Source organism: Paenibacillus mesophilus, from assembly GCF_005938385.1.
Taxonomy (GTDB): domain Bacteria; phylum Bacillota; class Bacilli; order Paenibacillales; family NBRC-103111; genus Paenibacillus_AB; species Paenibacillus_AB mesophilus.
The window spans coordinates 31689-51625 of record NZ_VCRA01000038.1; the positions used below are offsets into that span (position 1 = coordinate 31689).

Consider the following 19937-nt stretch of genomic DNA (forward strand, 5'->3'; position numbering starts at 1 on the left):
TGCGCCCCGCTCGTTTACGGGAACGAGTGAAGGAACCGCCGCTTATTGTGAACCAAAGAATGTCCGGGACTCATAGGTCGCGGAGAATCGATTCTCATATAAAAGGATGAGGGTACGGATTCAGCTGCTCTGCCGTCAAAGGCCGGTCCGCATAACCCAGCTCCATCGGGACTCTGTGCACTCTCTCCAGTCCGGTTAATCGGGCAAGGTGACTTCCGAACGTCATCGGCAGCATACCCGGTATAAGCACCTTTACGCAATGCAGGCCGTTTCGCGCGATTTCCGGCGAAGACTGATCCACTACAATCACATCGAGCCTCAATTGGCGAAATCGATGCAGAAGGTCCTTCAGATCGTCGGTCAAGTCGGCATGAGCGGCAGCCGCACGCATTCCAAGCGCCTCATGAAACTTCTGTAACGGACGATTCGTATCCAGCAGAAACCGAAGTCGTTCCTCCGCTTGCGGCAAACCGTACAACAGGGCATGGTCCGGCATATTCCGTACCAAGGACGGATCGTCGTACATGCTCTCTATCCCCTCGCGGGTATTCCCGAACATTTCTTGCAGGACGGGCAGCATGCCCGCCAATTCGTGTATGGCGCTTTTCGCCGCCCGTACCGGGTCCGGATGGGCTCCGGCCGCACAAATGAGATTCATCCTCCCGGGGGTTCCGACGTTTTTCGCCAATGCCCAAATGCCGGGGATTCCGTTCTCCATCGTCATGTTGAACAAATGTACATCGTAGCCGGCCGCGGCGCGCAGCCTTTCTACCATCAGCAGCAGTTCCAAGTCGCCGGCGGAATGGAGGTCCAGACGGGGGAGCGGCAGCCTGGCATACCAGGTCATCAGAAATGCGTCGCGCTCTGCGACTTCCAGAATACCGTAAAGGATCGCCTCCTCCAAGCTTCCGCCTATCGCGCAGCCGTTCGAGCCTTCCTGTACGAATCCGCCTCCGAAGCCCGAGCTGTAATAAGCGAGAGTCTCCGGAACCAGAATCGGGCGCTCCCGCAAAAACGAATATCCCCATATCCAATCGATCTCGGTGTCGGGATCATACGGCTGGAACGGAAAATCGGGCAGCTCGTACTGCTCTTTCGAATATAACCCTGTATGGACAGGATCGAGCGCAACGTGGGCTATCTGATGAAAGCTTTCGCGTACTACGGTTCTTTTTCCGCTTGGAGCCTGACCGCAGTGCCGTTCCAGCCCTTCCAGCATGGCGGTTAATTCGCTTTCCGCATAGGAATGGCTTCGACCCGCCGTTACCTCGTTTCCATACGCGAACGAAGGCAAGTTGATCGTTACGGAGGCAAACGGCGATACGAGGTCGTGCATTTTATCGTTCATCAAGCCCGTTCTTGAATCGAAGTAAGGTTCGACGGCCGTCTTCATGCTTGCGAGCGGACGACTTCGGTAACCGGCCCTGTTCGCCTTCGGTCTCGGCTGCAAAGCAATACGGGCGTCCTGCGAGGAATCGTCGGGCAATGAGCCGCACTCCGGACATAACGGGTCGGGCAAAATAAAGTGGCGCGAACTGGCCAACGTGGTTAGATCCATGATATACATATGCTCCTGCAGACGGGACTCGGAGCCTTGCAGCACGCTCTCCGCCTCCGCCGTCAGCATGTGCGCCATGTGCCGAAGTCCCGGAATCGACGCACCGCTTCCGCGGGAGGCCGCGGGAGCAAACCGGCCGCCATGCGGCAAATCCGGACTTTCCTCGGGACGGTGCCCCGCCAGCAGACGACGATTATCCGCGCATAGGGAGCAGCCCGGTATGCCGGGGCGAACCAATGGTCCCACGAACCCTTCGTCACGGCAAGTAAAGCCGCGCAGCCACGGGATCCCGGTCCGCCCCAACACTTCTCCCGCATCGATATAGTCGGAAGATCGTTCTTCATCGTAAACCACTATAATCAGTTCCGCCGATTCCGGTACATTCAAGGCGAGTTCGGACTGGCATACGACCTCGAATCGGTCGGACAATGTTTTGCTTACAATAGCCGCAATCATTCCTTCGCCGATTACCGACACGGTTTTTGTCACCGGCTAACCTCCTGTCTTGGCAGCCCGCACGGATAAATAGGGGAGCTTATCGTGACAGGAGCCATTTCTGACCAATCACCCAAGCCATTTTGATTTGCGATCATACAATGTCTGATGTAGTCATCCTGTAGAACAAGGAGGTGACAACAATGTCCGGTTTGTTGGGGGGCTTCAGTTGCGGAGGTAGCTGTGGAGGCTTCGGCGCATTTACCAGCACAGGCGTAATCCTTGTTCTCTTCATCCTGCTGGTCATCGTTTCGAGGGCATTTATTTAATTCCTCGTGCGCATCGGCTCAAAGCAAAAGCTGGCATCGGCGTCCATGTCGAGTCAGCTTTTCTTTGAATACATATTGCGGCGGCGGTCAGGCATGCAAGCCCCCCTCCAATCTGGAACGATGATGATACGGGCCGATCGGAATTTGGATCAGGCTCGTTTTTCCTTGCGGCGCGATGTCGTAGATCTCGTCACAGCGATCGGCATGAAATCCGAGCAAGGGGCGGCCTCCCAATCCGGCGGCGGACGCCGCGAGCAGCAGCCGCTGCACGAGGATGCCCGTTTCCATCTGTTGGATGCGGTATCCCCGGTACCCTAATTCGGGTATTAAAAAGTTTTTGTTGCCCGCCGCATGAAGACAAAGCGGTACTTGGAACAGATTGACGTTGTTCAAATACATCGCCTGCTGAAGACGATGCCTATGGTCTCCGGGGAATAGCCGCCTTAACGCATGCGTTGCCGCATCGTAACGATACGCCCCGTCCGGTACTCCCTCGACTTGGTGCATGCAAAGATACAGACTGACACGCGAAGCGGGGTTGTCGCGGGGGCCGTCCAAATCATTGCGATACGTGCAGGAAGCCGTCGCATCCTGTAGCAAGGCGCCTGCCTGCTCTGCGGTTACTTTGCCCGCAACGAACTCCGACTCCGGCGAATATCGTTTGCGGCATACGGCGGCCAGATCGTACATCGGACGGTCTACTCGGGGCAAGTAGGCTGCGCGGACCCCGCTGTCGGCGTCCGGCGCCGCTCCGGCGCGCCGGAAAGCTCCCGGATATTCGATCATGGATGCTTCGTTCATGTGGATCAGCATCGGGTACGGCTTGATGTATCGGGATCGTACATAATGATCGTGGCGGATTTCCTCCAACTGCCGGCATAACTCCGTTGAGCTGATATTCCCCGATTCGCCGCTCCCGTCCGAAAACCAATCGTCCGCGGGTTCCGCGGAAAGCGGAATGACCGCGTACACGCTCTCCTCCCGATCGGACAGCCCGAGCAGACGGTTAACCGCCCGGTCGAGAAATTGGTAGTACACCCTTGCCGCGTACCCGAACCGCTTCGCCGCTTCAAGCGATTGTCCGATCAGGACGCCGGCATCCAGCCCTTGCAGCCGGTAGGCGAAATGATTGTACTTGTAGTAATTTTTCCAAAATACGGTCGATACGAAAATAGCGCCGAAACAAGCCGATACTTTGCAGCGGTTTCCAAGAGCGCTGGCCAAGAAACTATCATAATCGCCTTCCCGAAGCAGTACGAGCCGGTGATGCGCCGCATCGTAATGGTAAATTCCGTCGGGGGCGTCCTTCGTCTTCAGGTACACGTACAGTTCGTTCGGATACAATCCGCCGCCCGAGGGTACGAAGCGGCGGTGCATCTGCATGGGGCGCGCGGTTGGATCGGCGGCGCAGGAGTGGCTCAATTGAGTCAGCCCGTACGCGTACCACAGCAAATGACCGAGACCGGTCAGGTCGGGCTTCGGGCCCCTTTCCCGGCCGCCGAGCACAAGAGGCACTTCGGGGGATAACGAAATCGCCGGCAATCCGCGATACAGCTTATAGGCTAGCGGCGCGTCCTCCCAATCGACCTCCCAGTCAAGCGGTTTGGATCGGGAGGGATCCGCATGAAGATCGCGCAGAAACGATTCCGGACTCATTGTATACCCTCCTCGGGCAAAGTTCCTTAAGGAAACGGGTGGGGATGCGGATTGAGCTGTTCTCTGAGAAGCGGCCGCTTGAAATAGCCGAGTTCCGCGGGAACGGTCAGCACCCTCTTCAATCCTTCCACTCGGACAAGGTGATGACCGAACGTCATCGGCATCATCCCCGGGATCAGCACCTTCACGCAATGCAGTCCGTCGCGTCTCAATTCCGGAGCTGTCTGGTCCACGACGATCACTTCAAGATCGAGCTTTCGAAACCGCAGCAGAATATCGTTCAAGTCGTCCGTAAGGTCGGCATGGCGCGGCGCCGGTTTGAACTCCTCCCCGAACGTACGAAGAGGGCGGTCCTCTTCGAGCAGAAATCGGAGCCGTTCCTGCGCCTGCGGCAAGCTGTACAATAAGGAATGATCCTCCATTACCCGGACCAACATCGGATCTTGATACATCCGCTCATACTCGGCACGGTTCGCTTCGAATTTATCGTCAAGCGTCAGCATCATCCCCGACAATTCATGAACCGCGCTCTTCACCGCCCTTACCGGATCCAGATGCGCTCCCGCTATGCAGATGAGGTTTACTCCATTCGGCTTCCTGTTCTTCGCTACGGCCCACACGCAAGGTATCCCGCTCTCCATAGTCGCGTTGTAGAACAACAGATCGAACCCGCCCACGGCCTGCACACGGCTTATCATCAGATCCAATTCCCGGTCGTCCGCAGAGCCGGGATCGAGGCGCGGGAGCGGCAGTTGCGCATACCAGGTTAACAGGAATGCGTCCCGCTCCACCACTTCCATAATGCCGTGGAAAATAGCCTCCTCCAAGCTGCCGCCCAACGCGCAGCCGTTCGACGTCTCATAGACGAATCCCCCCGCGCAGCTCGAACTGTAATAGGCCAGCAGCTGCGGCACCAGGATCGGGCGCTCCTGCAAAAACGAATACCCCCACACCCAATCAAGCGGCTGATCGGGATCGAACGGAGTGAACGGAAAACCGGGCCGTTCATATTGTTCCTTGGCATACAGCCCTACTCGGGCAGGATCGAGCGCCCGGTCCGCCAAGTTGCGGTAGCTGTCGCGGATCACCGTCCGCTTGCCGCGGGGAGCCATGCCGCAATGCCGCTCCAACCCTTCCATGATGGCGGTAAGCTCGCTATCCGCGTAAGAGTGCGTTCGGCCTGCCGTTGCTTCATCGTAGCCGAATAAAGGGAGATTTACGCTGACATCGGCAAAAGGCGATACAAGGTCCAACATTTTTCCATTCAAAAACCCGATCCGGTAGTCTAAATACCGCTCCGCCAAAACGGTCTTAAACTCTCCCAGGGAACGGCTGCGGTAGCTGTTCCCGCCGATCTTCGGACTCGATCGGAGAGCAATCCGAGCCGCATCCTGCGAATCGTCGGGCGTCCTTCCGCAAACCGCGCATAGCGAATCCGGCAAGCAGAAATGGCTCGTGCATCTCAGCGTCTTCATATCCAATACATACATCCGTTCTTCGGTACGGGATCGGGCGCCGTGCAATACGTTCTTCGATTCCGCAGCCAGCAGGCATGCCATGTGGGACAGTCCGGCGCACGATGCCCAGACGTCGCTTTGCGGACCCCCGGTCTCGGCCAGCAGCTGCCGCAGCCTCCACATCTCCTTCCGATCGCGCCCCGCCATCAGGCTGCGGGTATCCGCGCATTGGGAGCACCCTGCCGTTCCCGGACGAACGAGCGGCCCGACTATGCCTTCGCCGAATGCGAGAAAGCCCCGCAGCCAGGGGATTCCCGCTTGCCGCATAACGTCTTCCGCCTTGCGGTGAACGGAGGGATGCCAGGCATCGTGCAGAACTAACGCGAAAACCGCCGCTTTCGGCACACCGGCCTCGAGACTTCGGATACGTACGATTTCACAGGAGTCGAGAAGTTCCCGGCACGCCAAGTCTGCCAATCTCCCTTCCCCGACAACGGCTACGACTCCATTCATCCAGGTTCCCCCTCCCGCAGCACGACGCCGGTCACCGCTAACGGCACCTCTTTCATAAACGGCTCTACCGCCATATCCGCAATGTGAAGATGTTGATTGTTGCTTGCGAGAACATGCAGGGCTTCCCGCAAAACGGCCGGTTGAACGATTCCTTCGCTTGACGGCACCGTTATGTGAACAGGCTCCCCTCTGCCCTTCAGCACCGACGAAACTTCCAGCGCTTGGACCGCCCTGCGATCCGGTTCATTTTGCACAGTCAGCAATGCCGCTTGCAGCGCGCCCCTGAGCGCCAATGTCAGGTTCAGACCGACGGCGCCGTACCACCGATTACCGACGCCGACCCACATAACCGGGAATCCCGACACGTTCTCTTCCACGCCGATCATCGGCGCACCTTGCATCCTCGTCAATGACTGCAAATAATATCGGCATCGATGATCTTCCACCATGCTCCATTGCGCCGGGACAATAACGGGCTTGCCGTCCGCATGCCGCACGGCCAGCTTCTCGGTCAAGCAGGCCCGGATTCCGCGTGCTACGGCTTCCGCCATCGTCTCCCCGACTCCGATGCCGACAAAATGCTTCCCATCGGTCATCGTGCCGGCCAATCGCGACACATAGGCCTCGATCCCGGTAAGTCCCGCCTCCCGCCGCGCTTCCTCATGCGTGAAACCGTTACATACCGTTTCAGGCAGTAACTCGGCCGGCCCCCCCGACAGCGGATCAACCGCTTGAACGCGACACTGGGATAAGGGAAGCTGTCTCAAATCCCCCTCGTCCCATATATGGAGAATCCCCGTTTGCTTTGACGTCAGCCGGTTTAAATAAGGGAACAGCCCGTTCGGTACGCCGCCCCCGGAGCCGCCTTCAATCCGTGCCTCCAAATCTTGAATCCATTCGATCGGCATCCGCGCTTCCGCGCTTGCCAGAGGATGCGGCATGACCTTGTGCCAGCTTCCTTCCAGCGTCTCCAGATCGAGCAAGTACAGCGAATGCCTGAGCTCCGATTCCACCGCTCCCGTAACCGTCTTAAACAGCTCGAACACGATTACATTCGCAAGCATCGCACCCGCCGTGGAGGAGAACCGGTGCACCTCCGGGTCTTTATAAACTTCCGGCCAATGGATTCGTCGCCATGCCGATTCCCAGCATGCCCCGGATTCCGGATGTACAAGCGGACCCGCCATTCCGGTCTGATGAACGATCATGGCGGGCAGAAGCATCTTCCGCTCTTCTCTGCATGCTTTTTGAAGCATCCGGATCTCCTCGATATCCCCGTCACGGGAAACATACAAAATGGATTCGTAAGGGCGAACAAGCTCCCGCCAAGCAGCCGCTCCTTGACCCGGCAAAGCGACCTCCAGCACGTCCGCCTCGGCATCCGTTTGTTTGGCATGCTCCGTCAGCTGCGCCAAACGCTGTCGGTTCGTGGATGCCGGATCCGTAATCAGCACGTGAAACTTGGGAAGTCCGGACTCGAGCAGAGCCGACACCAATGACATGAAAAAGGGGCCCGAACCTACCGCCAGTACGCCGGCCTTGCGATAACCTTGAAACCGATACGCTCCGGAATGGCCGAAGCTGTCCAAAAAAGCGATTTGCGAGCCGTATTTATGCAGGATGTCGTCCGGCAGCCGATGCGGCGCATCTTGGCTCACATCCCTGGCAAAGCCTTTGTCCAGCAGCACCTCCGCAATTTCATACACCCGATCCCGGTATGGCGCCGACAAACCGTCCGTTATTTGGGCGAGCGTGTTCTCCCCATTGAACACGGGAACCAACTTCTCGACCCATCGATCGATCATCTCGCCTTCCATACGAAAAGTACCCACGTTGTTCCGGAAGTAGACGCCTTCCGGAACCGGGAGAAAAAATGTGTCCCCGTTTACTTTCAACCGCGCAGCCGGTGTCAAATGACCCATCTCTTTCCTCCTCCGCGAAAGATTCGGCTTTTTCTGCAATATCCGTTTCATCGTTATCCTATGTATGTAGATTTGTCCCTCATGTCATGGGGATAAAGAAAAACCCCTGCAAGCGCAAAGCCTGTGCAGGGGCAACACTCGATTCCGTCTAACTTACCGTCCGCAATGATGGTGGCAAAAACCGCCGCAACGATGGCCAAAACCGCCGCAATGTAAACCGCCGCAAAAACCGCCGCAAACGCCGCTGCAAAAGCCGCTGCAAAAGACGCCGCAAAAACCGCCGCAAAAGCCGCTGCAGAACCCGCTGCAAAGACCGATTCCAACGCATAATCTTGCCGGGTCCGCCGGATTTTGACCGGCCGGATATGGAGCCGCCGGATAATACTGCTGATTCCAAGGCGTCATTTGACCGGCCTGAAATTGGTTTACGCTCAACTGCTCGAGTTCATTTTGGATTCCACTCATTTGTTATTACCTCCGTTTTTTATGATCGCGGATAATGGTTGAATAAGAGTTTGAACGGTATCGATTCATGCTTTCAACTTATGGCGAATGCTCCGCTCTTGTTACTGATGAAAACGCCCATATTTTGGGCGTTTGTACCAAAAGAAGCTGTTCAACAAAAAAAAGAAGCTGCCGTTTGGCTAGCTTCTTCAGCAAGTGTTATTTAAATTTCATCGTGCTAAAAACAGCAAAAACCGGCCGCGGGGGCCGGTTATGCCTTACTATTCGATTCAAAAAATGTCCATGCTCAAGTAACGTTCGCCCGTATCCGGAGCGATGCACAGCACACGCTTCCCTTTGCCCAGCCGGCGGGCGACTTGAAGTGCCGTCCAGACGGTAGCGCCCGCAGAGGGCCCGACCAGAATGCCTTCGAGCGCCGCCAATTGCTGCGTGGTCCGGATTGCGTCCTCGTCGGCAACCTGTACGATTTCGTCGTATACGTCCGTATTGAGAATTTTCGGGATAAAACCCGGGCTAGTCCCGACGAGCTTGTGCGGTCCGGGCTGGCCGCCGGACAGTACCGGCGATCCTTTCGGCTCGACGACATAGATACGGATGCCCGGTATATGCTCGCGAAGCACTTCCCCCGTCCCCGTAATCGTTCCGCCCGTACCTGAGGAAGCTACGAACGCATCCAGCTTCCCTTCCGTCTGCTCGATAATTTCCAAAGCCGTCGTCACCCGATGAATATCCGGATTGGCCGGATTCTCGAATTGCTGGGGAATGAAGCTGCCCGGAATTTGGGTCTGCAGCTCCATCGCTTTGGCGATCGCCCCCGGCATCCGCTGGGCAGCCGGCGTCAGCACGACCTCGGCTCCGTACGCCTTCAAGATGTTGATCCGTTCCTTCGACATGTTGTCCGGCATGACGAGAATGGCACGGTAGCCTTTCGCCGCCGCGTTCATCGCGAGTCCGATTCCGGTATTGCCGCTCGTCGGCTCGATGATCGTCGCTCCCGGAGCAATTTTGCCGTCCTTCTCCGCCTGCTCGATCAGATTAAAGGCCGCGCGGTCTTTCACGCTGCGGCTCGGATTGAAATATTCCAGCTTGACGTAAACTTCGGCATCGTTCTCCCCGACGAGCCGGTTAATCCGGACGGCCGGCGTGTCGCCGATCAGCTCCGTTACGCTTTGAACCATTTTCTTATTCATGAGATGTACGTTCCCCCTGCCTTTACACTTATGTCCGTACATCCATTATAACACAAATTCATTGTAACGTTATCGGGATTTGCCGGATTGAGCATGGGTCAGCTTGTTCCGCATAAGCGCCCAGGCGAGCAGCGGGGAGCTGCCGACACCGAGCAGCAGCCAATTGATCGCTGCAGGAGCCGTAGTCCACGATACTACGATAATAAATACGATCGTGCCGAACATTCTGCCGAAATTGAGTCCCAGCTCCCGAAGCACGACGTATTCCACCCGATGCTCGGCACTTTCCCGGTCCCGGCCGATAATATCGAACACCGAAGACGTCATGGGAATCGTGTAGAGAGGGATGAACAGCGCCACTCCGATCCCGAATAAAAGCAGCGTCGTATAGTTGACCCGCCAGAAAAAAGGCAGAATGACGACGATCATCATGATCACGCCGGTAAGCATTCCCCATTTGCGGTAAGCCGGCTTCAGCCATTTCCCCACCACGTAGAAGCTGACCAGCGCAACGGCGGACGTAACGAGCGAGAAGTTGCCGATTCGCATCTCGTTGCTGGTGGCGATATAAACCATAAGCCCGATCAAAAATCCGAACACGCCTTCGCGGATGCCTTGGGCGATCAGCGCGGCAAACACCCGCTTCCAAGGGCCGTCCCGCTTCGTCAAGCTGCGATAGCCATGAGTCCATTCATATTTGCCGGACACTTTGCGTTTCTTCAGAAAGAAGCTGAATACGACACCGACAACGAAAACCGCAAGCGATATCGCGAAAATAAGCCGATATCCGCTCGTCCCCGGCAGCCGTGTAATGAGCCAGCCGGAAATCCACGGAGCGATCATGCCTGCGCCCGAGCCGAGCAGACCGGCCCATCCGTTGAACCGGTCCCGGTTGTCCGCCGACGTCACTTCGAAATAGACGACATTGAACGCGAGCCAGAAAAAACCGGATGACAGCCCCTGGACGATCCCGAGCAGCCACACGTATTCGACGGCCTGCTGCTGCAAGAGCAGCACGATCGAATAAAAAAGCGCGGCAACGGCAACTCCGAGCCGCAAGCTGTGCATTTTGTTGTGCTCCTTCACCCATTTGCCCGCAAGCCAGAACGTAAGCCCCATCGTCACTTGATGGGCGAAGGCGAACCAGCCGATCAAGGCGAAATCGCTTTTCGCCTTCCACAAATAGACATTGACGAACGTACCGGACAAAGCGTTGGCCGCGGCAAACAACCCGCTCACGATAAGCAGGAGCCACGTTTGCGAATCGAAGCCCGCTTTTGCTTTCATCGGCGAATCCCGGTTATGGAAATAACCTTCGCTCTTATCGGGCGCAGCCGATCCGCCGGCCATGCCCGGTTTCTTCTCCCGGGCCGCCGTATTCCCGTAACGATTATTCTCCCGCTGCATGAGCCTCACCTGTATGCTTGAATTGCCACACCGGAAACGCTTTGGCGTATGCGGCTTCTTATACCATTCCCCAAAGCAAGCAATCAAATCCATATCCCGTTCCAAGCCCCGCAAAACAAAAAAAGCCCCACGCATAGTGGAGCTTCGCTCAAACTTTCACCGAACGGATCAGCTTTCGTCTCGAACCGGATTGGACCATTGATTGACCAGCCGGACCCTATCTTCGTCGGACAACGAATAGGAGGCTTGGAAGCAAGACGGGCATACGAACATATTCATCGAAAACGGCGGCTTCAAGAAGCCCGGTGCGGAGCCCGTTGCCGGAACAGGCGCAAATTGGCCGGCTTCCACCTTCATCGATCCCGCCAAAACCATCTCGTCCTGGCAGCGGATGCATTCCATGCCGTCCTCTTGCTGCTCCAGCCGCTTTCTTACGGACGCCTCGTAGCCGGTAAGCTCGGTCAAATCGTCATCGTCGTCGGTCAGCTCCAGATCGTCTCCGTCCAGGTGAACGTGCAGACTGCGGTAATCGTTCAGCTCGTTGAAGCAATGCGGACACGTCTCTTCGGGACCGATCTCTTCGTCCCATACAATCTCCGTTTGACACCACGGACAAACCGCAGCCGAATTGTCGTCGCTCATTCGAATTCCCCCATCAGGCGTTATTAACGAAATAATAAACGCCTACGGCAAGAAACGCAAGCGCCAGCACCAGCAAAGTCCCCCACAAATATTTCATGGTCAGGTCACGCTCGCACCGACGACATACGAGATCGAGATCGACAAAATCATCGACAGCAGTCCGACCGCTTTGTTGTCTTTCTGAATCTCGGCATCGATTTTGAATACCGGCGTCAAGAATTCGAAGATAAAGTACGCCACGAGCAGCAGCAGGAAGCCGAAGCTCGCCCATATAATCGAGTGCAGAATCGTATCGTTGTTCAGGATCGCGAACCGGAAAATGTTGCATATCCCGAAAATTTTACCGCCCGTGGCCATAGCCACGGAGACGTTGCCCTTCTTGATTTCGGCCCAATCGTTGTAACGCGTCACGAATTCGAAAATGGCCAAAAACACGATGAGCGCCAAAATGGCGATAGAGAAAAAAGCGAGCGTTTCCAAATACGGGTTCGACAACAATACATCCACCTCTTCGTTCATCAGGTTCAGCCGCCTTTCCAAGCGAAAATGGCTGAAAGAGACTGGAAAGCACGGCGGAACCGGCTTCATTCAGCCGATCCCGCACATTGCACTCCGCAGTCTCTTTTTATTTATTACAATCCTTGCTTTTTAGCCGCCAGCTTGGCTTTCATAGCCGCGAGCTCGTCTTCGACACCGCCGCCTTTGTCCAGCTGGGACAATTCGTCGTCGAGCGTGCGGTTCGAATTGCGGATATCTTTGCTCGCTTCCGCTTCGGCTTCCATCTGAAGCACTTTCTCGTTCATCCGCTCGAAGCCTTTGGCCGCGTTGTCTTGACCGAAGCCACTCATCGTCTGGTTGATTTGCTTTTGCGCTTTAGCCGCTTCCGCACGGGCTACGAGAAGGTCTTTCTTGTTTTTCATTTTGCCGAATTCGTCTTTCATTTCGCTCAGCTGACCGCGAAGCTGATCGGCGTTCGTCTTGGCGATGTCGTATTGGCGCTTCATCTCGTCGAAACGAGCCTGATGCTCCTTCTTGTCCTGCAAAGCTTTGCGGGCCAGCTCTTCGTTGCCTTGCTCGAGCGCCTTCATCGCTTGCTCGCCGCGGCGGTTGACCATATCTTCCGCTTCGTCGGCTTGCTGCTTGAATTTTTTCTCGATCGCGATTTGCTTCGCTACCGCGGTTTCGGCTTCAAGGATGTCTTCTTCCATGTCGCGCAAAAATTGGCTGAGCATTTTTACAGGATCTTCCGCTTTGTCCAGCAAGTCGTTGATCGAAGCCATCGTCAAGTCGCGCAGTCTTTTGAAAATTCCCATTTTTACAATTCCTCCTCATATTTGTATGCCTGGTACAAAGTCAGAGTTAATCTTGTTCTGACTTTGTTGCCTATTCAAGCAACTTCCAATTGGAAATCAACGCGTTGTTTTGTTTACATCCATTTCATACGCAAGCCGAACGAAGAAGTTTCAAAACGCCGCGCGATTTTTAAAAAATTTGCCGCCATTTCGACAAAATGGCCCAACGCCTCTCCGCCCGGCGTTTGTAACGGGGCAGTCCGCGATAAATAAGCAGCGCGTCGCCGTATGCACGCTTCGCCATATCCTTGCTGCCAAGCCGGTCGTAGATTCGGCCCAGCCTATAGCTGCCTTCGCACGAGGAGGAATTGATCTGCCGAAATTGCTCCAAATACCGGATCGCCCGGTCCGGCGCCACGGGAGCAAGAGTCTCTCCGAGACGCAAATACGGCTCCCCATACTTCACCCGCGCATTCATGTCCAAGCTTTGGAGGATGAGCCGTTCCCCTTCTTCCAGCTGACCCAGCTTCAACCGGCATAGCCCGATCTCATAGACGACATCGGCCGAATCATAGACGGAGCTCACCTGCTCGAGCAGCTCCAGCGCTTCGGCGTACTTTTCCTTCTCGATATAGAGACGGGCCGCTTCCAGCTTGTTTCCCGCGTTATGCGGCGCAAGGGCAAGCTCGCGCTTCAGCCGCGACAAACGGCGGTTGCGCCGGTAAGGCTTCAGCAGGCTGGGCGACAATCCGATGAACCGGCGGTCGAGCATATATAGCAGAACAAGCACGATAATGAGTGCGAGAAACGGGTTCCCGACCAGCCACCATATAAGCGCGAACAAAAAAAACTTGCTCATCTCGCCACCTCCGATTTCCATTTTACCATATGCAAGCAATCGTACATACAGACTTTGGCCGGAGATGGCGTAATCTTGAATTTATGGAAAAACCGTCGGGGGAAACACCCCGACGGTTGGATGGCCTTCCTCTCGATCAAACCGCGAAAACGCTAATGTCGGCACAATCGTCCAGACCGTCGTGCGCGACCCAGCGCAATCCTTGCGGCACGGTTGCCTGGTAGGTCAGCACGCCATCGTCGTCCTTGCTCCACTCGACCTTGACGTTTCCGTAAGGCGTCGGCACTTCGCCCCGTGCGGAGCGGACATCTCCCGGACGGAAGCGGAAATGGACTACGCCTTCCCCAAGCGCGCTTACGTCGATTCCTAGTACGTACCGGGTCAACAAGTAAGTCGGCGCCGCCCCCCAGCCGTGGCAAAAGCTGACGGGGACGTCGTCCCGCAAATAAGTCGGCGTATTGCCTTGAAATGGCCCGGGGACGGTGCAGTGCGGCGATTCGGGATCGAACGTCTCCCACCAGGTCGTCGCTCCGCGGGCGAGCATTTCGCCCCAGTAGGAACGGATTTTGCCGATCGCCCGGTGATCGAACCCATGAGAGAACAACGTTTCCAGCACGATATGATAGAAGAAAGCGCCCTTCAGCTCTGGTGTCCGTCCTTGCTCGTATTGGTCGCGAACGTAACGCTCCGCTTCCTCGCCTTCCGTCACGCCTGTCCAGATCGCGGCGAAATTCGTCTGCGCGGTCGACTGCGGCGACAGCCCTTCGTCCGTCAAGCAATCGGCGAACTCCGGGCGCCCCGCATGCCGCAAATGCTGGCGGATGGCCTTTCTCAACCGGGAGGCACGTTCGTGCCATTCGGTCTTCAGCTCACGCTCCCCGGCGGCTTCGGCGAGCTCGCCCGCGAGTACTAACGCCTTGGCGTAGAAGCAGTTCAGCGCCGTTACACGGTCGCGCCGGTCGATATAATCGGCCCAATCGATAAAGCACCACCACGGGCGGCGGTTCGCCTTGGCGAATAAACCGTCCGCGTCCTCCTGCGCCCGGAACCATTCGAGCAAGCGGACGATCGCGGGCCATAGCTCTTGCAGAAACGACTTATCCCGAGTATAAGTCCAATGCTCGTACACGCCGAACAGCCAGTGCGCGCAAAAATCGGGAAGAATTTTGCCGTTGCGTTCCGGTCCGGTTCCGGGAATGGCGCCTTCGGCCAATTGAATCCGGGCTCCCTGCAGCAAGCATTTGCGCAGCAGGCGGGAATCGCCGAACGTCTGGTATATGACCTTGCCCATGACGATCGCGTCAGCGACCCACAGCGCCTTTTCACGGAGCGGACAATCTTCCAGATGGTCCTGGCTGTTCACTGTCGTCGTATATACACCGACCTGCCATATCCGGTTCAGCAGCGGATCGCTGCATTCGAACGAGCCTGCATGACCAAACGCGTAATGGACAAAACGAACGCGGAATAAGCCGACCGTGACGACGGCCGGCGCCGCCTGAGCGACAAGCTTGACGTAACGGAACGCCCTGCGCCCGAACGGCTCGAGCCGGTTGCGTCCACGCTTCAGGATAAACGTATCGTAGTGGGCCAAATCGAGCGATTCGCCGTAATGCAGTTGAAGGACGCCTCCATCCGGGGCGTGGACTTCCATTTCGACGTAGCCGACCTTCTCTTGACCGAAATCGAACACGACGGCCGGCATCGCACCCGGCGCAGCCGCATCGATACGCATCTCGGATGGTCCGGCTGCTTCAAGCAGCAGCGTCTCCGCCCCGTCAACCGTCCCGTAATTGGCCTCCGTCCGAACGATCGTAGAAGGGGATACGAGCTCCTCGCTCAGAAACGGAATATCTCTGGGCAGCAGCCGCGGCCACGGACTGCCCTCCTCCTCCGCCCGGGCGACGACTACCGCTCCCGGCCAGCCGGAGTCGTCATAATCCGGGCTTTCCCACCCGTCCTCGCCGTCGGCCAAATAAATTTCGCGATAGCCTCCCCACATATGCTGACGGGAAACTTTGGCGACCCAACGCGGGGATCTCCTGCACTTCCAGCTGTCGTCCGTGCAAATGCGCTTCTTCTCCAGGCCGAAATCCATGTCCAATTGGGCGATCGTTCCTCCCGGTCCTTGCGCTTGTTCGATGACGATTTCCTTGGTGCCGAAGTTGTAGGCCAATATGGCGATGACGTTGCTTCCGGTGCGAAGCGAGCGGCGGATTTCGATCGAATCGAAATATTTCCATGCGTTGTCCGAGGGGGAAGGGCCCCGGCCTAGCCTTGTCCCGTTGACGTAGACGACATATTCCTGATTCGCGGAAATATGCAGCATCGCCGTCTCCGGCAACCTATCCAATTCGAACAACTTCCGGGCTTCCACATATACGTTGGGCGTAAACTCCGGCAAATCGTTCCATATCCATCGCGCTTGCCAATCGATCGGCTGCATTCGCTTGTCCCTCCAGTTCGGTTCGCTCACTAGCTATTTCGTCCTCAGTTTAGCGGAAGGAACGATCCGAAACAGGTGGGGATATTGCCATTATCAAGGGCGATTTTGCCACCGCACAAAAAAGAGGTCCCGGAGCAGCCCGCAGCGGTGCTGTCCAAAACCTCTCTCCATTCTTACTTCAATTCCACGACGGTCACGCCCGCGCCGCCTTCTCCATAGTTGCCGAGCCGATAACTCTTCACGTGCTTATGCCGCCGGAAATAGTCCTGAAGCCCCGCGCGAAGTATGCCTGTACCTTTGCCATGAATGACATACACCTGACCGAAGCCGTTCAGGAAGCTTTCGTCGAGGAACCGGTCCGTCTCGATTATCGCTTCTTCCAGATTGCTCCCCCGCAAATCGAGCTCGGTGCGTATGTTCTCGTCCCGGCTGCGCTTCACGATAGTGGCTACCTGCTGAACCGGCTTGGCCGCCGGCGCCGACTTGATCAGCTCCAGATCCGCTTTGTTCACCTTCATCTTCAAAATGCCCAATTGCACCGTAGCCTCGCTGCCGGCAAAGTCGACCACTTGGCCTTTCTGTCCGAGCGAGACGACGCGCACTTCGTCCCCGACCTCGATCGTCTCCGCCTTTTTCTTGGCCGATTTCGGCAGATCGCGCTTGTCGCGCAGCTCCGGAACCGCTTGATCGAGCCGCCGCTTGGCGTCGATCAGCTTATGCTCCTTGACCGCACCGCGTTCCTCCAGCGCGAGACGCCGCAGCTCGCGGATCACTTCGTCCGCTTCTCGTCGCGCATTCGCCACCGCGGTCTTCGCCTCCTGCTCCGCCTTCGCGAGCAGCTTGTCGCGCTGCTCCCGGAACTTCTCGCGATCGTCCTCGAGCTGGCTTCGCAGCCGCTCCACTTCGCCGCGCAGCTGCTCGGCATTGCGGCGTTCCGCCTCCGCCGTCGCCCGGTTCGCCTCGAGCGATGCGATCATCGTCTCGACGCGCTTGTCGTCCTCGTCTACATGGCCGCGAGCCATCTCCAGAATAGAACGCGGCAGCCCGAGCCGTTCGGCGATCGCGAAAGCGTTGCTTCGCCCGGGGACCCCCACAAGCAGCCGATACGTCGGACTGAGTGTCTGCACGTTGAACTCCATGCTCGCATTGATGACGCCTTTGCGTTCGAATGCATAAGCTTTTAGCTCACTGTAGTGGGTCGTTGCCACAACGCGGCAGCCGATCGTATGAATGTATTCGAGCAGTGCGATCGCAAGAGCCGAGCCTTCCGACGGATCGGTGCCCGCTCCCAGCTCGTCGAGCAGCACCAAGCTTTTCGGAGTCATTCCTTTCAGAATGGAAATAATATTGGTCATATGGCTCGAAAACGTACTGAGATTTTGCTCGATGCTCTGCTCGTCGCCGATATCGGCGTAGATCGCGTCGAATACGCACAGCTGGCTGCCGTCTTCCGCAGGTATGAACATGCCGGACATGGCCATCAGGCTGAGCAGGCCGATCGTTTTGAGCGAGACAGTCTTGCCGCCTGTATTCGGCCCTGTAACGATAATCGTAGTGAATTGATTGCCCAGCTCGACGTCCAGAGGCACAACAGCGCCGGGATTCAAAAGCGGATGACGGCCTTTCTTAAGCTTCAGAAATCCGCGGTCGTTCATGATCGGCAGCGTCGCCTTCTGCTCGCGGGCCAGTCCCGCTCTGGCAAAAATAAAGTCCAGCTCGCCGAGAGCTTCGAGCGAGATACTCAATTCGTCCGCCGCCTCGGCCGCGTATCCGGACAGCATGATCAAAATTTTCTCGATCTCGCGCTCTTCGGCCAGCTTCAGCTCGCGCAGCTTGTTATTAAGCGTCACGACCGCTTCCGGCTCGATGAACAGCGTCGCTCCGGACGCGGATTGATCGTGGATCATCCCGCCGAAATGACTTCGGTATTCCTGTTTGACCGGAATGACGTAACGGTCGCCGCGAATCGTAATAAGCGAGTCCTGCAGCATTTTCTGGATCGAGGGGGTCCGGATCATTTGCTCCAGCTTCTCGCGCGCCCGCGATTCGCTCGTCCGCAGCTCATGCCGGACCCGGCTCAGCTCAGGGCTTGCGCTGTCGAGAATGTCCGCCTGATCATCGATGCAAGATTTGATTTTGTCCTCGACCGCTTTGTTCTCGCTGACAGGCTCGGCTGCCTCCGTCAGCGACGGGATCGGCTCGCTTTCATGAACGGTATGAAGAAACCTCTTCAGCTTGCGGCCACCGCCGATCGTATTGGCGATATCGAGCAGCTCCGGAGCGCCGAGCGTGCTGCCGATGCGCGACCGCTGAAGCGCCGATCTCACGTCGCGGATGCCTCCGAAAGGGGCTCCCCCTTTCAGCCGGTCGACCTTCACCGCCTCGTCGGTCGCCTTCAAGAGCAGCTTGACTTCCTCGAGGTCCGGACTCGGCTCGAGCGATTCGGCCCGCGCTTTGCCGAGCGACGTGGCCGCATGCTCCGCGAGCCGGAGACGAACTTTATTATATTCAAGCGTAAGCAGTACTTTCGGGTTCAAAACAGCGTCAAACTCCTTCCTATCCGCAAAACCAGTATGTCTATTTATTATATCCGAAGGCTTGCCAATTAGCTATTGAACGATCGGTTTTAACGATTTTGCCCGGAGGAGGCGTTCGGCAATATTTGGCGAACATATTGCGGACCGGTTGGGCCAAAATAAGGATTGCACCGATATAGCCGCCATAACACAGGATTGCAAGTTACGAATCGCGAACCTCGAGGGCTCGCGACCATTCCAAGAGGAGGTAGCGTACATGCGATTTCTTGGCCATGTAGTCCGATTTATCGTTGCAGCCATCGTGCTGATGTTCGTCGGCTGGATCGTTCCCAACTTTGCCGTCGGAGGCTTCTGGAGCGCTTTGTTCCTTGCCTTGGTCATAGCGGTGTTGGGATGGATTGTGGAAGGCATTTTCGGCAAACGGGTTACTCCGTTCGGACGAGGCATCGTCGGCTTCCTGGCGAGCGCGGCCGTCATCTGGTTGGCCCAGTTTATTGTCGGAGGCGTGTCCGTGACGGTGGTCGGTGCGATTTTGGCGGCGCTTGTTATCGGGATTATCGATCTGTTCATTCCGATCAGCACTCCGTTCGAAGCGGGGCGCAGAGAAGAAGCCCGGTAATTGGCGTTCCCGGAAACGGTCTGCTCTTAGGGGCAGGCCTTTTTTGGCGTTCTTTACCTAAATTTCACAACAAGTTCACCAAGCATTCACCATACTGTCACCACTTTCCATATCCCATTCCGCTATAATGAAAGTAATTGGAGCCAATCATCCGATACCATTCATTGGAGGGGTTAAGTTATGAAGAAGACACTTATTTATTTGCTCGCTTTGACCGTCGTGCTTGTGCTGGCAGCCTGCGCCAAGAAAGAAGAGACGAAAAACGCCGCCGCTCCCGCAGCAGGAAATGCTTCCGGCGAACTGAAAATTACGGCGACCAACTGGAAATTCGACCAAGCGGAATATAAAGTGAAAAAAGGCGAGACGCTGAACGTCAAGCTGGAAAGCAAGGAAGGCGCTCACGGCATCAAGATCGACAAAATCGGCGAAGTCGGCGCAAACAAATCGGGCAGCTTTACGTTCGACAAACCCGGCACCTACGATATTACCTGCAACGTTCCTTGCGGAAGCGGACACGCTACGATGAAAGCGAAGCTGATTGTTGAATAAGGCTATAAAAAAGAGAAACGGTTCGAAGCTGAATAGCTCCGAACCGTTTTTTTGTGCATCG

General features: G+C 56.5%; 16 protein-coding genes. 3 read left to right on the forward strand and 13 right to left on the reverse strand.

The window, feature by feature from the left end; all coding sequences use genetic code 11:
• Positions 1–94: 94 nt before the first annotated feature.
• Positions 95–2047 (reverse strand): TOMM precursor leader peptide-binding protein, encoded by a 1953-nt coding sequence (locus FE783_RS33765; RefSeq protein WP_138883801.1) that lies wholly within the window; start codon positions 2045–2047, stop codon positions 95–97.
• Positions 2048–2196: 149 nt separating this feature from the next.
• Between FE783_RS33765 and FE783_RS38500 the strand changes: the two genes are divergently transcribed.
• Positions 2197–2322, forward strand: a complete 126-nt coding sequence (locus FE783_RS38500) for a sporulation protein YjcZ (protein WP_138883802.1) — start codon at positions 2197–2199, stop codon at positions 2320–2322.
• Between the two features lie 87 nt (positions 2323–2409).
• On the opposite strand, the gene FE783_RS33775 is transcribed toward FE783_RS38500, so the two are convergent.
• The 12 genes from FE783_RS33775 to FE783_RS33830 all read right to left on the reverse strand — a co-directional run bounded on the left by FE783_RS33775 (position 2410) and on the right by FE783_RS33830 (position 18708).
• Positions 2410–3978 (reverse strand): SagB family peptide dehydrogenase, encoded by a 1569-nt coding sequence (locus tag FE783_RS33775; protein WP_138883803.1) that lies wholly within the window; start codon positions 3976–3978, stop codon positions 2410–2412.
• Between the two features lie 26 nt (positions 3979–4004).
• On the reverse strand, positions 4005–5948 hold the full coding sequence (locus FE783_RS33780) for a TOMM precursor leader peptide-binding protein (RefSeq protein WP_138883804.1): 1944 nt from the start codon (positions 5946–5948) through the stop codon (positions 4005–4007).
• The gene (locus FE783_RS33785; protein WP_138883805.1) at positions 5945–7870 is read right to left on the reverse strand and encodes a putative thiazole-containing bacteriocin maturation protein; all 1926 of its coding nucleotides are present in this window, start codon (positions 7868–7870) and stop codon (positions 5945–5947) included. The genes FE783_RS33780 and FE783_RS33785 overlap by 4 nt, the downstream gene beginning before the upstream one ends.
• 153 nt (positions 7871–8023) lie before the next feature.
• The gene (locus tag FE783_RS39065) at positions 8024–8335 is read right to left on the reverse strand and encodes a heterocycloanthracin/sonorensin family bacteriocin (protein WP_138883806.1); all 312 of its coding nucleotides are present in this window, start codon (positions 8333–8335) and stop codon (positions 8024–8026) included.
• 269 nt (positions 8336–8604) lie between these two features.
• Positions 8605–9525: a cysteine synthase A gene (cysK, locus tag FE783_RS33795; protein WP_138883807.1), complete on the reverse strand. Its 921-nt coding sequence runs from the start codon at positions 9523–9525 to the stop codon at positions 8605–8607.
• 69 nt (positions 9526–9594) lie between these two features.
• The gene (locus tag FE783_RS33800; RefSeq protein WP_420799792.1) at positions 9595–10932 is read right to left on the reverse strand and encodes an MFS transporter; all 1338 of its coding nucleotides are present in this window, start codon (positions 10930–10932) and stop codon (positions 9595–9597) included.
• 168 nt (positions 10933–11100) lie between these two features.
• A complete protein-coding gene (locus FE783_RS33805) occupies positions 11101–11574 on the reverse strand; it encodes a hypothetical protein (RefSeq protein WP_138883808.1) in 474 nt (157 codons plus the stop codon).
• 99 nt (positions 11575–11673) lie between these two features.
• Positions 11674–12093 (reverse strand): DUF350 domain-containing protein, encoded by a 420-nt coding sequence (locus FE783_RS33810; protein ID WP_138883809.1) that lies wholly within the window; start codon positions 12091–12093, stop codon positions 11674–11676.
• A gap of 113 nt (positions 12094–12206) precedes the next feature.
• Positions 12207–12887 carry a PspA/IM30 family protein gene (locus tag FE783_RS33815; protein WP_138883810.1) on the reverse strand — a complete coding sequence of 227 codons (681 nt, stop codon included), beginning with the start codon at positions 12885–12887 and terminating at the stop codon, positions 12207–12209.
• A 169-nt stretch (positions 12888–13056) separates the two neighbouring features.
• Positions 13057–13725: a tetratricopeptide repeat protein gene (locus tag FE783_RS33820; protein ID WP_138883811.1), complete on the reverse strand. Its 669-nt coding sequence runs from the start codon at positions 13723–13725 to the stop codon at positions 13057–13059.
• Positions 13726–13861: 136 nt separating this feature from the next.
• Positions 13862–16171 (reverse strand): family 78 glycoside hydrolase catalytic domain, encoded by a 2310-nt coding sequence (locus tag FE783_RS33825; protein WP_138883812.1) that lies wholly within the window; start codon positions 16169–16171, stop codon positions 13862–13864.
• Positions 16172–16344: 173 nt separating this feature from the next.
• Complete coding sequence (locus tag FE783_RS33830) at positions 16345–18708, reverse strand: endonuclease MutS2 (protein ID WP_138883813.1); 2364 nt, start codon at positions 18706–18708, stop codon at positions 16345–16347.
• Between the two features lie 256 nt (positions 18709–18964).
• Between FE783_RS33830 and FE783_RS33835 the strand changes: the two genes are divergently transcribed.
• Both FE783_RS33835 and FE783_RS33840 read left to right on the forward strand, forming a co-directional pair.
• Entirely contained in the window at positions 18965–19327 is a 363-nt protein-coding gene (locus FE783_RS33835; protein ID WP_138883814.1) for a phage holin family protein, read from the forward strand.
• A gap of 180 nt (positions 19328–19507) precedes the next feature.
• On the forward strand, positions 19508–19876 hold the full coding sequence (locus FE783_RS33840; RefSeq protein ID WP_138883815.1) for a cupredoxin domain-containing protein: 369 nt from the start codon (positions 19508–19510) through the stop codon (positions 19874–19876).
• Positions 19877–19937 lie beyond the last annotated feature (61 nt).